Source organism: Pedobacter cryoconitis, assembly GCF_001590605.1.
GTDB lineage: Bacteria > Bacteroidota > Bacteroidia > Sphingobacteriales > Sphingobacteriaceae > Pedobacter > Pedobacter cryoconitis_A.
Genome location: NZ_CP014504.1, coordinates 3,640,155 through 3,655,380, shown reverse-complemented (window position 1 = coordinate 3,655,380; position 15,226 = coordinate 3,640,155). Strand labels below are relative to the sequence as shown.

Here is a 15,226-nt window from a genome sequence, read left to right as displayed (position 1 = left end):
AATATACACATAAAATGAAGACTAAATTATTACCTGTAACTGTGCTCAGTGGATTTCTTGGAAGTGGGAAAACTACCTTGCTAAACCATATTCTACATAACAAACAAAACTTGAGAGTAGCGTTGATTGTCAATGATATGGGCGAAATAAATATTGATGCGAATGCAATTCAGCGGGATAATATGTTATCCCGGACAGAAGAGAAATTAGTAGAGATGAGCAATGGTTGTATTTGTTGCACGCTGCGGGAAGATTTGATTGCTGAAGTAGAAAAGCTTGCGAAGGAAAATCGTTTTGATTATCTGGTTATTGAGAGTACTGGTATATCTGAGCCTGTTCCGGTAGCCCAAACTTTTAGTTATGTAGATCTGGAAATGAATATCGACTTAAGTAAGTTTAGTAAACTGGATACAATGGTGACCGTGGTAGACTGTTTTAATTTTAAAAAAGACTTTGGAACAAATGAATTGCTGGTAGATAGGGGATGGGTAGATGATAGTGCTGACCAGCGGACAATAGTTAATTTGTTAACTGATCAGATTGAGTTTGCAAATGTGATTATCCTGAATAAAACAGATTTGGTTTCTGCAGCGGATTTATTGCTTTTGAAAGCTGTGATCCGCAAGTTGAATTCTTCAGCTAAATTAATTGATACTTCTTTTAGTCAGGTTGATCTGAAAGAGATATTAAATACTGGTTTGTTCGATTTTGACGAGGCTTCTCAAGGGGCAGGATGGATTAAAGAGTTAAATGCTGAACATTTACCCGAAACTGAAGAATATGGGATCAGCAGTACGGTATTCCGTTCTTCTAAGCCTTTTCATCCTGAACGTTTATGGCGTTACCTGAACGAACAATTCCCACCAAATGTGATCAGAACAAAAGGGTTGTTTTGGTTAGCGCCAATGCCAGACCGTGCTTTAAACTTTTCACAGGCGGGCGGATCGCTGCGGATTGAGAGTGCTGGAACGTGGTGGGCGAGCATGCTGCCTTCTGAAAGGTTGAATTACCAGGATTTTGCGGACAATAGAAAAGAAATTGAGAACCGCTGGGATGCAAATTATGGCGACCGGATGAATGAACTGGTATTTATTGCGCAGGATCTTCAAAAAGAACAATTGCACGAGGAATTGACTGCTTGTTTGCTGACCGTGGAAGAAGAACTTCAGCAGATGAATAAAGAGGTATTTGCTAATCCTTTCGAAAACGTAATTCAATAGCCGGTATTGATGTGTTAATCAGTATTCGTAAAGAATTGGTTACAGCCTTATAATATTAATGCAATACAGTTGCAATTGTGTTGCATTAATATTATATTTGATCTTCATTATTTAGTTAATAGGTAAGCACTTGTAACGGGATTCATCACCCTGTTACAGTGCTTTTAAATTTTAATATCAGATCCTACCCGTATATTAGAGGTTTAATCAATCCTTTAAATCGTTATGATCAAAAAGATATGCTGTTTACTATCTTTCTTCCTGGCTTTTACTTTAAACAGCTTTGCACAGCAATTTAAAGTAGCTTATTCTCCTGCCTCATTAAATCAGTCTTTTACAGGAAAGGTTTTTCTGTACTTATCAAAGAATAACCCTCAGCCCTTAACTGCGTCTATCGGTATAGAACCATTAAATTGCTTTGCAGTGGAGGTTAAAGGGATTAAACCTGGCGAAAGCATTGTTATCGATGATCTGGCAACGTCCTATCCTGTTCTGCCTTCTGAGATGGAACGTGGAGTTTATTATATCCAGGCAGTCTGGGACTTGAATCTCGGAGGAAGAGCTATTGCAGCCAGTCCGGGTAATATATTTAGTACTCCGCAAAAAATAGTAATTGGTAAAGATTTAAAGCAGTCTTTTACCTTATTGGCAGATCAGGTGGTTCCTGAACTCGTTTTTCAGGAAACGGAATTCATCAAAGAATTCAAAGCTCCCACCAGGTTATTGAGTAATTTCTACCAGAAGAAATTTACTTTAGATGCAGCTGTTCAGTTACCAGCTGAATATTATAAAAACCCGTCAGCTAAATTTCCTGTATTATTTATCGTGACTGGCTTTGGCGGTGATCATCATTATATGTCGGTTACAGGCAAAATGCCTGCAGTAATTGGCACTACTCCAGTTATCCGTGTGTTTTTGGATGGTAATTGTGCCTTGGGACATACTGCTTATGCGAATAGTGATAATAATGGCCCATGGGGAGATGCATTGACCCAGGAGTTTATTCCTTTGCTGGAAAAGCAGTATCGCTGCAATGGGGCAAGATTGTTAACAGGTCATAGTAGTGGAGGCTGGTCTGTTTTATGGTTACAAACGCATTATCCAAAGCTATTCCTGGCTACAGCTTCCAGTAGTCCTGATTATGTGGATTTCCGCAAGTTTCTGAATGTGAACTTATACAAAGATAGTAGCTTGTTCTATGATGCTAAGGGGCGGCTCAATCCGGGTGGAACAGTTGCCGGCAGATTTCCTTTTTCTTATTTGAAAGAGATGTACCAGGTAGAGCATGTTATTTCAAGAGGAGAACAGCAGCGTTCTTTTGAAGCGGTATTCAGTAAAAAAGGAAAAGATGGGATACCGGAGTCGATTTGTGATCCTAAAACCGGTTCGATCAATCAGCATACTGTTGAAAACTGGAAAAAGTATGATATTTCTTTATACCTGAGAAATAACTGGAAAGATTTAAAAAAAGATCTGGACGGGAAAATACGGATATCGATAGGGGATGAGGATAACTTTATGCTGAATTATCCGGTCAGGTTAATGAATGAGGAAATGAAAGCGGTACAGGCAGCTATGCTTTTTAAATATTATCCGGGAGATCATTTTACGGTTAAAACAGCGGGATATATGGCTGATTTGTCTGGCTTCCTTGAAGAGAAATATAAACAATGGCTGCTCCAAACCGGACAGCAAGCAAAATAATAAATAAGGCCTGAATGCAGACAGGCTGATCAGACCTTCTTTATTATTTTATCTCCGGGTTAGTAATTCTCCAGGAAATCTTCTCCCTTTTGCGTGATTGTTGCGGAGGGATGGGCGCTATCCGGATGAATAATGATATAACCCAGACGCTCCAACTCTTCATAAGCGTCTTCCATTCCTCCAAGAATAGAAGAGCTTACTTGTTGTTCCACTGTTTCCAGTATTCTTTTGATTTCTTCTTTTTCCATACTTAAATTTAACAATTTTTAGGACAAGGTGTTTGGTAATTTTAATACTGTTCGCAAAATATATTTATTTTTGTGTCCATGAAAACATACCCCCATTCGTTATTCCTCTTTTTTTTATTGTTTCTTTTCGCTTGTCATTCTGATTCTAAACAACAACTAGCTAAAACTGCTAAGGATACTTTAATACATGATGCGCAATCAACAGTTCCTGTGAAATCTTTGCCGGCTGACGCTAAAACGATTATTTTACGTAAGGAAGTTCCAGTATTGTGTTATCATCAGATCAGGGATTGGAAAGCTTCAGATTCCCAAAGAGCGCATGATGATATTATTCCTCCTGCTAACTTCAGAGATCATATGAAAATGCTGGCAGATAGTGGCTATCATACTATTTTACCAGATCAGTTGTATGATTATTTGAATTACGGTACGAAACTACCTTCAAAACCGATTATGATATCTTTCGATGATACAGATTTGGATCAATATACTGTAGGAGCTTCAGAACTGAAAAAACATGGGTTTAAAGGCGTATTTTTTATTATGACTGTATCTATCGGCAGACCAAGATATATGAGCAAGGCGCAGATTAAAGAGCTATCAGATGATGGACATGTAATTGCAAGTCATACCTGGAACCACAAGAACTTTGCGCAGTTTACAGACCAGGACTGGGAGATTCAAATTGATAAACCTACGCAGACTTTAGAGAAGATTACCGGGAAAAAGGTGGAGTATTTCGCTTATCCTTATGGTGTTTTCAAAGCTGCTAACTTACATAAGTTGAAAGAACATGGGTTTAAGGCGGCATTTATTCTGTCTACGCCAATGGATGAGGCAAATCCTATTTATACCATCAGAAGGATTATTGATCCGGGACGTTATACGGCTAAAAATCTGTACAATAGCTTACAGAAGAGTTTCAATAAGAAAAAGATAGTTACTCCGGTTTCTTAATAAGTTATAAATGTAAAATGGGTAGCTGAAATTATCAGCTACCCATTTTTTATACAATCAAATTATAAGCTTATTTATACAATTCTGCTCTGATTTGTGCTACGTCTTCACTGTTGATATAATCATCATAGCTCATCATTTTATCAATTGATCCGTTAGGTGTCAATTCGATAACTCTTGTCGCTACGGATTCAGTTAAGGCATGATCTCGTGAAGTAAATAAAACAGTTCCTTTGAAATCTTTAAGACCGTTGTTCAATGCTGTGATTGATTCCAGATCCAGGTGATTCGTTGGCTCATCAAATAATAACAAGTTAGCTTGTCTTAACATCATCTGAGAGAACATACAACGCATTTTCTCTCCACCTGACAATACTTTACAGTTCTTTAATACTTCTTCACCCGAAAACAGCATTCTGCCCAGGAAACTTCTTACAAACTGTTCATCTTTGTCTGTGTCCGAGTATTCTCTTAACCAGTCAACCAAATTCATATCTTTTCCTTCGAAATAAGAAGAGTTATCATTTGGAATATCAGCAGTATTGATGGTTACACCGTATTTGAATTCTCCGGTATAGTTTTTATCACGACCTGTTAATACGTTGTAAAAAGCAGTAGTCGCTAAACTGTTCTGAGAAACAATAGCAATTTTATCACCTTTATTCACCATAAAGTTTACGCCTTTAAATAAGACTTCTCCATGGCTGGTTAGTGCAAGGTTTTCTACCTGAAGGATCTGATCACCAGCTTCTCTGCCACCTACGTTGTTAAACATAATAGCAGGGTATTTACGGCTGGATGGTTTAATCTCAGTCAGGTCAATTTTATCAAGGGCTTTCTTACGGGAAGTAGCTTGCTTTGATTTGGAAGCATTCGCACTGAAACGCTGAATAAATTCCTGCAGTTCCTTTACTTTTTCTTCTAGTTTTTTGTTTTGGTCACCACGTTGTTTTAAGGCAAGCTGGCTTGACTCATACCAGAAGGTATAGTTACCAGAGTAAGTAGTCATTTTGCTAAAGTCAATATCTACGATATGTGTACATACAGCATCTAAAAAGTGTCTATCGTGAGATACAACCAATACGGTACTTTGGTAATCAGCAAGGAAGTTTTCTAACCAGGCGATAGTTTCTATATCCAGATCGTTCGTTGGCTCATCTAATAACAAAATGTCAGGATTACCAAAAAGAGCTTGTGCAAGTAACACACGTACTTTTTGTTTACCGTCTAATTCAGTGATTTGTTTGTGATGGAATTCTTCTTTAATCCCAAGATTGCTTAACATGGTTGCTGCATTGCTTTCCATATTCCAGCCGTCCATTTCTGCGAACCTGTTTTCCAGTTCACCTGCACGCTCACCGTCTTTGTCAGAAAAATCTTCTTTCAAATAGATGGCATCTTTCTCCTTCATGATGTCATATAATTCTTTATGACCAATCATAACGGTTTCAATTACTGTGAAATCATCATATTCATGGTGATTTTGTTTTAAAACCGCCATACGTTCTCCAGGCGTAAAAGCTACGCTGCCCGAGGTCTGATTAACTTCACCAGACAGGATTTTTAAGAAAGTTGATTTACCCGCGCCATTAGCTCCGATTACACCATAACAGTTGCCAGGAGTGAATTTTAGGTTAACATCTTCAAATAAGGTACGTTTTCCGTAACGCAGGGATAAATTAGAAACTGAAATCATATTGCACAAAAATAAGCCGCAAAGGTAACGATAATTTAATAAAATGTTTTGTCTGGTAGGGGATTGAATGTCTGAATTACATAGATTTATTGTAATATTCACCTCATTAAGCAGGAGCCTGTTAAAATTGTTAAATTTGTACCCAATTATGGAAAGCGAAATAAATATACTTAGTTCTATTATACAGCGCAGACGGAGCATTTTCCCGCCAAGTTATACAAAGGAAGAAATCCCTGAGGAGTTGATTAGCCAGGTTCTGGAAAGTGCAAATTATGCGCCTACACATAAATTAACGCAGCCGTGGAGGTTTATTGTTTACCGGAATGAGGGAAAACGTAAACTGGGAATGGAGCTTGCACGTTTGTATAAGCAGGGGACGCCAGATGCGCAATTCCTGCAAAAGAAATTTGATGGGATCATCGAGAAAGCAGTGCAGTCAAGTTGTGTCATTGTATTAAATGCGCAATTGCATCCTGATCTTATTCCAGAGTGGGAAGAAATTGCGGCTTTTGCTTGTGCGGTGCAGAATATGGCATTAACTGCAGAAGCGTTGAAGATTGGTGCGTACTGGAGTTCGCCGGGAATGATTACTCAAATGGATGGGTATCTGCAACTGGCACCGAACGAGAAATGTTTTGGGTTATTTTATATGGGTTTTCATAATGAAGAGCCGCGTGCACCAAAACGTACACCAATGGAAGAAAAAGTAAGATGGATCAATGGATAATATGGAAGGACTAAAAGCGAAATTATATCAATCTTGCATGGATTTTATTATGCAAAGGATTAATACTGCTGAAACTGCTTTAGAACAGGCACAGGAAGCAAGTAATGATGATACAAAAAGCAGTGCGGGTGATAAGTTTGAGACTACACGGGAAATGATGCAGCAGGATATTGGCAGAAATAAAAGCTTGTTGATGGATGCTAAGCAAAATTTGGCTTTGTTGTCTTCTTTAGAAGAGGCTGTCCATAGTGATGTGGTTAGAAATGGAGCATTGGTTTATACTTCTAACGGGATATTTTATATTAGTATTAGTGCCGGGCAGTTGAAAGTTGATGACCAGCAGGTATTTGCGATTTCAGCAGTTTCTCCGATTGGACAGTTACTGGTGGGTAAGAAAGTTGGCGAGTCTTTTAGTTTTAATAAGAACGAGTATACGATTAAAAAGATAGATTGATGAGAATGATAGGTATTCAAATAGAAGAGGCATTAATTAATGTCTTTTTATTTGAATACCTATCATAATTTTTCACTGGATTGGATGTGTTTTAAATGTTCCTACCGTAAGCATATTTTTTGACTGCTAGATTTGAATTATCTGGCGATGCTAGAAAAGTTATTAACACAGTAGCTATATAATTCCTTATATTAGCAGATAATGGGCAGGTTGGGTATACTCCGCCAACTGCATATATTGCACAAATGTTATGTCCATTAAAGCAGCTAGGTCTAATAGATGCTAAAGTATAACTTGAACATAATAATTCTTCACCAGTGCCATTATAAGTATACCAATTTCTTGCCATAATTAAGAATTGCTTTTATAGATCAAAAAGCAAATAAAAACTTTACTTAAACCTACTCTGTTCAGGGTTTTCGGTTTTTCCCGTTTTATTGTTGTAATATTCTAATTTACAATTATTTACGTGCTGTTTGTAGGGTCAGGAATCCCGAAATATTATGATATGTAACAAAATAAAAATGCCCCATAAAGTCAAACACTTTATGGGGCATTGCATGATAAGCTTGTCTCTTTTTATCTAAAAACTATTTTTAATGCTATTACTTAAAGTTTTTGGTGTCCAGTAACCACTGGCGATAATCCTTCTGATCGTAAACAGCGGATCTTTTTCGTCACGTTTCGTAGATAAAATAAATGCACTTTTAAATCCTCTTTTCTTCAATTCAGGGATAGCTTCCGGATTCCATAAACCAAATGGGTAAGCGAAGTGATGAATATTTTTACCAGTAATTTCCTGTAATGTTTTTGTTGGTTTGTCAATCTGGATTTCCCAGTCTTTACCCTGGTATTTTTTAACGTTGTGGTGATCCCAGGTATGAGAACCAATATCGTTTCCTTTATCTGACAGATCTTTAACTTGTGCTTTGCTCATGTAATTTGGTCTGCCCAAAGAAACAGTCATTACAAAGAAAGCGCCTTTGAAACCATATTTTTTCATGGTAGGCTCAGCAATGGTATATTGATCAAGATCAGTGTCATCAAAAGTTAATAAGATTGGTTTAGATGGCAGCGGTGTACCGTTATTCAGGTAATCATATAATTGATCCAGCAAAATGGTGTGATAGCCACTATCAGCCAGCATTTTCATATGGCCTTTAAATACATCAATTGGAATAATATAATCTTTAGCTGCTTTGGAATCTTTAGGTCTCCAATCGCGAATTTGATGATAACACAATACTGGAACTTGTTTACGTGCCAGAATTGTTTTGGCATCAGCTACTTTGATCTTTGAAATATCTACAGCCTTATTTGGAGCAGCAGGTTCATTCGAAGTAGTAGTTGCTACAGCAGCTGTGCTGTCTTTAGTTTCTTCTTTTTTGTTTTGAGATTTGGACTGACAGCCTGCACTTAATAATAGTGCAGCAGCAGTTAAGGATAATATATAGTGTTTCATTCAGAGATTTTATGTATTGATCGCTAAATTAGGAAATCAACTGATATTTTTTTTATTAAAAGCAAAAAAGGCCAGACAATATTGCCTGGCCTTTTTCGTATAAAACATTGTGTAGAGTATCTACATACTATAAATAGAACTGAACACCGATTTTTGGAGCGAAGAAATTTGCGCCAATGCTGAAAGATTTGTCGCTATCACCAATTTTAGTTCCGTTGTTATCTTTAATAGAGTTATTGTTGTAACTAATTCCTTGAACTGAAAACTCGATACCGAATTTTTTGCTTGGGAAGAATGCAAAACCTGGAGATAAAGCAACACCTACATTGTTGTATTTAGAAATTTTTGCGTAGTTATCACCGTCAGCAGTTACTTTGTTATTACCGAAAGCCATTGGAACTGATAATTGTCCGAAGAATTTGAATGACTCATTGATACCTTTGTAGTAACGTGCAAATGGAGCAACTACGAATTCTTGAGTTTTTGTTGCTGCATTAGGAAGAGCAGTAGTACCAGCTTGAGTTTTAGCAAAACCAAAACCAACACCTGTACCAATTGCAAAGTTATCAGAGATGAAATATCCTACACTTGGAACGATATTAAAGTTAGTATTAGATTTTGATGCACCGTTCTCTTTAATTGATTTAAATTCAACGTTACCACCTAACATGAATTTACCTTTTTCAGTTTGAGCTTGAGTTGTGAATGCTAATGCTGAAACTGCGATTAATGATAATAATAATTTTTTCATTTTGTTGCTTTTTTAATTTATACCGAGCCAGAATTTTTGTTTTTAGTATCTGACTATGTTTGTCATATAGTCAATAGCGGTGCCAAAGAAATGTTTAGCGTACAAACTGGAAATGCGGTTTTTTGTAAATGCTTATCAGATAGTAAGATAAAATGTTTTAGGTTTCCCTTTATTATTTTACGATGACAATTAACATAATGCTTACATTAAATTAACATTAAAATTAGCAAGACAGTTTGACTTTCTTTGTTAGAATGTCAGTTTTTTTAATGCCATTTATGTCAGTTTTTGGGACAATTTCAATTTACTCTGGCATGAATGTGGCACATGTTGTTAAATAAATAACCAACAAAACCTCTTTCTGATAAAAAAAAACTAAATTCATTAAACCTTTATGTCCGTTTAAAACGTTATTTAATTATGAGACTATTAATAGAGCGCAAACCAATAAAAGTATATCCTGATCCGAAACGTGTAATAGCCAGGTTTTTTTTTAATGGTGAGGATAGAGCTAAAGAAGTAATCAAAAGGGTTTTAACTTTATCAGATCAGGAAGTATTTGGTTTGATATCCCCAATTTTACAAGAGTATTCCAAAAGACACCGGAACATTACCAAGATTCTTGCGCGTCACTGTAAACAGATTAAACATTGCATAGAGGAAATGGAAGTTGATTATGAGTCGTTGAGCAAATATCAGCGGCTTTTATTAGGGTCCTACTTCACACACGAATACTCTATCGAATCAGCTGCTTTTTTTAATCCATCAGTTGTAGAAGATCCGGACCAGTCAGAACTGGTAGAAGGAGAGAAAAGACTAATCATTAGTTTCAGAGCAGTAGGAGAAGGTCATATCTCTTCTGTAGTGTTCAGAAGAGCTTTAATTGACTCTAATGGAAACATCACAGTAAATCCGGCAGGAAACTATATTGATGAGGCAGAAGTAGTCCGCAACGCAGTATACAACAAGAAACTCTTTTTCAAAAGAGCTGCAGATGCTATGATCGATCTCAATATTCTGGATGAGGTAGGCTTGAAATTAGAAGAGAAGTTTGATTATGCCATTTTAAGAAGAGTAATCGTCGATTCCAAAAACCTCCAGACCGATGATTTGAAGAAATTAGAATATGATAAAATACTCTGGCTTTCTGATACTTATCATGAGATTAGTTTTTCAAGAGATACTGATATCTCCGACCGTGTTATTTTTCCAATCTCAGAATTTGAACGTAAAGGGATAGAGGATGCGCGGTTTGTCAGGTTTATTAAAGAAGATGGGTCGGTTATCTATTATGCAACTTATACTGCATTTGATGGCGCTATGATTTTGCCTAAACTCTTACAGACCACAGATTTTTACGACTTTAAAGTAAGCCCGCTTCATGGAGCAGGCGCACAAAATAAAAACTTAGCCTTATTCCCAAGGAAAATTAACGGCAAGTATGCCATGATGTCAAGGATAGACGGATGGAATAACTATCTGATGTATTCAGATAAACTTACCGTATGGGATCATCCGGTAAAACTGCAGCAACCACAGTTTCCCTGGGAATTTATTCAGATTGGGAATTGCGGATCTCCAATTGAAACAGAAGCAGGCTGGTTAGTGATTACGCATGGCGTAGGACCAATGCGCCGCTATTGCTTAGGCGCAAGCTTATTGGATCTTGAAGACCCTTCTATAGAGATTGGCAGGCTTACAGAGCCTTTGGTGATCCCTAATAATGATGAAAGAGAAGGTTACGTGCCGAATGTATTGTATTCTTGCGGCTCGATCATCCACAATGGAGAATTAATTATCCCTTATGGACTATCAGACTACTGTTCTTCTTTTGCTTCAGTGAAAATCGAATTGTTACTCGCCAAGTTATTAAGCTCAGCGAGTGAAGGCAAAAATGTGAATGAAAGTAAAGAAGCAAATAAACCTGAAGAAAAATTATAGAATTTGCTGGTAGAGGCTGAGATAGTCCTCTACCATTTTCTCTTTTGAAAATTTACGTTTTGCCCATTTGTGGCAGTCCAATCTTTCCAGTTTAGAGATTTTAGCCACTGCGGCTACAGCCTCTTCTACATTCTCTACCAGGAAACCTGTTTTCTCATGTTCGATAAGCTCCGGCATAGAACCTTTATTGAAAGCGATTACAGGAGTTCCGCATAGCATAGCTTCTGCTACGCTTAATCCGAAAGGTTCAGCAAAATTAATCGGATGTAATAAAGCTAAAGCACCTTTCAGCAGCTCGTTTCGTTGATCAGGGCCGGCAGCACCTAAAAATACAATCTCCTCGTTTAAATAAGGCTCGACTGCTTCTTTATAATAGCGTTCATCCTGAATAATTCCAGCAATTAAAAGTCTTTTTCTACTCTTTATAGCAATTTGTATCGCTTCAGCCGTTCCTTTATCGGGATGAATCCTTCCGAAAAACAACAGATAATCATCAGGATTAGCATTAAACTGAAAATCCTCCGTCACTAAACCATTATATACAGTACCTAAATAACTGAGCGCTGGATGGCGATTGGCATTGCTGATGGATACATAATGGTTATGCCGGTTATATTTCTGATAAACCTTCACAATCTTTTCTGATGAAAACCCATGAATTGTAGTTAACACCGGAGTTCTGATTAATCCAGAATAACTTAAGGGCAGAAAATCGAAATGATTGTGAATTAAATCAAAATCATCTGACTGCTCCATCAAGTTACTGATATGGAGACACTCTATAACTTTTGCATCCTGATGGCGGTCTTCCTCATAACCAGTTTTTACCACACTTCTTAATTCGGCAGAGGTGATAGAATCACCGGTGGCAAATAAAACAACCTCAATTCCGGCATCGTGCAAACCTTCTGTTAAATTAGAAGCCATTTGTTCCCATGGACCATAATGACGGGGCGGAGTTCTCCAGGCTACGGGCGATAAGACAGCTACCTTCATTAAATCACCTCCTCTTTAACAGGTACTGCATCGGGTTTAACGCTGTATTCATACTCAAACTCGAGTGATTTCAAGATAACAAGGTGAGAAATCCAATAAGCTAAAGTACTTTCTGCACCCTGATTTCTGTTGACACCATTATTTTGCAAGCCATCTCCGCAACCCTTGGTTTCATAATCATAAAGTGGCAGTCTGAGGCTGTTTTCGCCTAAGAACCATTGATAACTTAAATACATCTGACGGATATATTTAAGATCATGCGTAATCTCATAAGCCTTGAAATACAAGAGCACGATTGCCATGGTTTCTATAGCCTGCTGATCGTATTGCGCCATCTCCTTATTTTCTTTGAATAACCAGCCATCGTTACCTACTGGATTCAAATAGCCTTTTTCCAATGTTTTAGAAGTCAGGAATTCCATACTCTCCAGTCCGATGGCCAGAGAATCCTGATCATGTGTAGTCTCATAATGACAAAGTAAAGCCAGCGGTAAAATAGCATTGTCATAAGTCATTTTTTCTTCAAACCAATTCCACTGATCTGCTCTGTGCGCTTTATAAGAAGCTTTTAAAGGAGTAGCCAGTTTATTAAGCTCGTTTATGATATGTTCATCACTCGGGTGAGCTTTTAAGAAACTACTTAACCCAATCATGGTATTTGCCAACCCCCTCAGATGTTTGAGCTGCGCAAAATGTGGAATAGACTTGATAAACAATTCTGTCGCGAACTCTCTGTAAGAATTATTTGGTGCATTGTTAATCAGGTAGCCTAATGCCCAGATAGTCCTGCCAAAGGAATCTTCTGACCCTATTTCATCCAGATACTCTCTCTTAAAGCTCAGGAAATTTCTGAAATTACCATCATCACACTGCATATATTGAATGTAACTCAAATAAACAGGGAGTAATTCTAAAGCAGTTTTACTCTTGTTTTGCTGCCATGCCAGAATCACCATGATCAACGCACGGGCATTGTCATCCAGGCAATAACCCTCTTTTAAATTAGGGATACCATATTTAGCATGTTGAACAATTCCAGTATCATCTGTCAAACGCTTGATGTGTGCCATACTAAAAGCAGGCATCATATCAGGATCGATAATAGGTTTGATTTCCTCTTTTGCCTGGTTCGCATTCAGTATCGACTCATTTAAAGTTTCAATAAATACATTACCCGTAGTTGGCCAGCGCAGATGCAGACCATAATTATAAGCATTGTCTTTGAGTTCTTTGAGTTGATCCTGATTTGCAAAAAGATCATTCACAATCTCTGCTAATGCATCTGAATCTTTGAAATCAAACAGTTTTCCGCGGTTATCTGCCAATAATTCCTGTGCATGCCAGTAAGGAGTAGAGATAACTGCCGCTCCTGCGCCTATGGCATAAGATAGCGTCCCACTAGTAATTTGCGCCTCATTCAAATAGGGCGTGATATACATATCGGCTGCAGTGAGGTAATCATATAATTCATCTTCCGAGACAAATTTATTAATGAAAATCAGGTGATTTTCTACGTTCAGTTTTTTTGCCAGACGTTTCAAACTGTCTCTGTATTCTTCGCCCGAATTTCTGATTACCCCAGGATGTGTAGTGCCGAGGATCGCATAAAGTACATCCGGATTTTTAGCTGCTATTTTAGGGAGCGCTTCAATCACTGTTTCAAGCCCTTTATTCCGGCTAATCAGACCAAATGTAAAAAGTACCTTCTTGTTTTTGAAAGCAACAGAGTTCTTGACCTCATTTTCAACTTTTGGTTCAAGATCAGGCACACCATGTTCAATAAGTTTTATTTTATCTTCTGCTATTCCATAGATACTGGTAAGAAAATGTACCGCACGGTTACTCATGACCACGATTTTCGAAGAATACTTTGCAATTTCTCTGATAATGGTCAGCTGCATGTAAGACGGATCTTTAAGTATAGTATGGAGAATCGTAATGAGCGGTTTTTGCAAACGGGCAATCAGTGGTAAGATATATACACCATTATCACCCCCGTAAATGCCAAATTCATGCTCTAATATACATACGTCTGTTAAGCTGGTGTTGATATAATCGGCTGCCCTGATATAATCTTTTTGATTCTCTTGTCTGATGATGAACTGGACTTCCGGAGGATATTCGTAAGTAGTCAAATCTTCAGTATCTGTCATTGCCACAACAAAGCTGTCTTTGGAAACTACTTCTGTATGGTGACCGATTGCTTTTAAAAGATTATTATTGAATGTAGCAATACCACATTCGCGCGGAGGATAAGTCGATATATAAGCTATTTTCATTTTTAAGGTTATTGAGCCATTTAAACGTTAAGTTTTTGGATTAATGGTTGTAAAAAGAGTAATCTGATAAGGATTGTTAAACAAAAACAATTAATTAATGTCTTTTGTTCAATTTTAGCTTTTAATTGGAACGTATTTGTCTTATAAAAGATTAGTTCAATCCCTTTCTTCTTTATAAAGCGAAATTTTGCGTTATTGTTTTGAATATTTCCTGCTAAGGAGCAGATTAAACAATAGTGTGACACCAAGTGCTACAATGCAGCCAGTTACTACGCAAGATACTCGCTCTAAAGCTACATACCAGTGCTTCTCTTGTTCCTCTTGAAGCGTAATAATAACCACAGCAGCCAAAGCACTTTTTAAAGTATGAGTCATGCGGAGCGCAATGCCAATAAAGATGGTTAAAGTCACACCAAGGCATAAGATAATCAGGTTTGAGGTATGTATTGGGTAAAGACAAATGCCAGCGGCACAACCAATCATATTCGCTTTCATCCGGTCGTAAGCCAACGTATTGCTATGATCGGGAGAAAGGGAGACCGCGACAGAAACCAACGACCAGTAAAATGGATATTGTGGAAAATAGCTGTAAAGTGCGTAACAAATGATAATTCCAGTCAGACATTTTAATAAATAGATGAAATTGGCAGCATATGCCTCCTTGTTAATTTCTATTCTATTCATCTGCCGATCTTTATTTAAATCAATTAGGACTGCAATTTAGAAAAAAAGAATGCTGGTCTGCAATTCTTTAAATCACCTGGTGGTAAATTATTGAATAGCTGACCAGC

13 protein-coding genes are annotated in these 15,226 nt (G+C 37.5%); 6 read left to right on the top strand and 7 right to left on the bottom strand.

Annotated features, from left to right (window positions below; translation table 11 throughout):
- The first annotated feature begins 14 nt into the window (after positions 1-14).
- Both AY601_RS14965 and AY601_RS14960 read left to right on the top strand, forming a co-directional pair.
- A complete protein-coding gene (locus AY601_RS14965) occupies positions 15-1,220 on the top strand; it encodes a GTP-binding protein (RefSeq protein ID WP_068402490.1) in 1,206 nt (401 codons plus the stop codon).
- 225 nt (positions 1,221-1,445) lie between these two features.
- Entirely contained in the window at positions 1,446-2,924 is a 1,479-nt protein-coding gene (locus AY601_RS14960) for an alpha/beta hydrolase-fold protein (RefSeq protein ID WP_068402488.1), read from the top strand.
- Between the two features lie 59 nt (positions 2,925-2,983).
- On the opposite strand, the gene AY601_RS14955 is transcribed toward AY601_RS14960, so the two are convergent.
- Entirely contained in the window at positions 2,984-3,172 is a 189-nt protein-coding gene (locus tag AY601_RS14955) for a hypothetical protein (protein WP_068402486.1), read from the bottom strand.
- Between the two features lie 78 nt (positions 3,173-3,250).
- Between AY601_RS14955 and AY601_RS14950 the strand changes: the two genes are divergently transcribed.
- A complete protein-coding gene (locus AY601_RS14950; protein ID WP_068402484.1) occupies positions 3,251-4,129 on the top strand; it encodes a polysaccharide deacetylase family protein in 879 nt (292 codons plus the stop codon).
- A 70-nt stretch (positions 4,130-4,199) separates the two neighbouring features.
- Here AY601_RS14950 and AY601_RS14945 read toward each other — a convergent pair whose 3' ends face one another.
- Entirely contained in the window at positions 4,200-5,825 is a 1,626-nt protein-coding gene (locus AY601_RS14945; RefSeq protein WP_068402482.1) for an ABC-F family ATP-binding cassette domain-containing protein, read from the bottom strand.
- A 148-nt stretch (positions 5,826-5,973) separates the two neighbouring features.
- Between AY601_RS14945 and AY601_RS14940 the strand changes: the two genes are divergently transcribed.
- Both AY601_RS14940 and AY601_RS14935 read left to right on the top strand, forming a co-directional pair.
- Positions 5,974-6,552: a nitroreductase family protein gene (locus AY601_RS14940; protein ID WP_068407584.1), complete on the top strand. Its 579-nt coding sequence runs from the start codon at positions 5,974-5,976 to the stop codon at positions 6,550-6,552.
- A complete protein-coding gene (locus AY601_RS14935) occupies positions 6,545-7,006 on the top strand; it encodes a GreA/GreB family elongation factor (RefSeq protein WP_068402480.1) in 462 nt (153 codons plus the stop codon). Before AY601_RS14940 ends, AY601_RS14935 begins: the two co-directional genes overlap by 8 nt.
- Before the next feature lie 583 nt (positions 7,007-7,589).
- On the opposite strand, the gene AY601_RS14925 is transcribed toward AY601_RS14935, so the two are convergent.
- Complete coding sequence (locus AY601_RS14925) at positions 7,590-8,468, bottom strand: polysaccharide deacetylase family protein (protein WP_068402476.1); 879 nt, start codon at positions 8,466-8,468, stop codon at positions 7,590-7,592.
- Between the two features lie 127 nt (positions 8,469-8,595).
- The gene (locus tag AY601_RS14920; protein ID WP_068402473.1) at positions 8,596-9,219 is read right to left on the bottom strand and encodes an outer membrane beta-barrel protein; all 624 of its coding nucleotides are present in this window, start codon (positions 9,217-9,219) and stop codon (positions 8,596-8,598) included.
- A 420-nt stretch (positions 9,220-9,639) separates the two neighbouring features.
- On the opposite strand from AY601_RS14920, the gene AY601_RS14915 reads away from it, so the two are divergent.
- Positions 9,640-11,160 carry a glycoside hydrolase family 130 protein gene (locus AY601_RS14915; RefSeq protein ID WP_068402471.1) on the top strand — a complete coding sequence of 507 codons (1,521 nt, stop codon included), beginning with the start codon at positions 9,640-9,642 and terminating at the stop codon, positions 11,158-11,160.
- Here AY601_RS14915 and AY601_RS14910 read toward each other — a convergent pair.
- From AY601_RS14910 to AY601_RS14900, 3 genes are all read right to left on the bottom strand, one after another.
- Positions 11,155-12,156, bottom strand: a complete 1,002-nt coding sequence (locus AY601_RS14910) for a glycosyltransferase family 4 protein (protein ID WP_068402469.1) — start codon at positions 12,154-12,156, stop codon at positions 11,155-11,157. The genes AY601_RS14915 and AY601_RS14910 overlap by 6 nt on opposite strands.
- Positions 12,156-14,435 (bottom strand): glycosyltransferase family 4 protein, encoded by a 2,280-nt coding sequence (locus tag AY601_RS14905; protein WP_068402467.1) that lies wholly within the window; start codon positions 14,433-14,435, stop codon positions 12,156-12,158. The genes AY601_RS14910 and AY601_RS14905 overlap by 1 nt, the downstream gene beginning before the upstream one ends.
- A 192-nt stretch (positions 14,436-14,627) precedes the next feature.
- Positions 14,628-15,119, bottom strand: a complete 492-nt coding sequence (locus AY601_RS14900) for an FUSC family protein (protein ID WP_068402465.1) — start codon at positions 15,117-15,119, stop codon at positions 14,628-14,630.
- Positions 15,120-15,226: the final 107 nt, after the last annotated feature.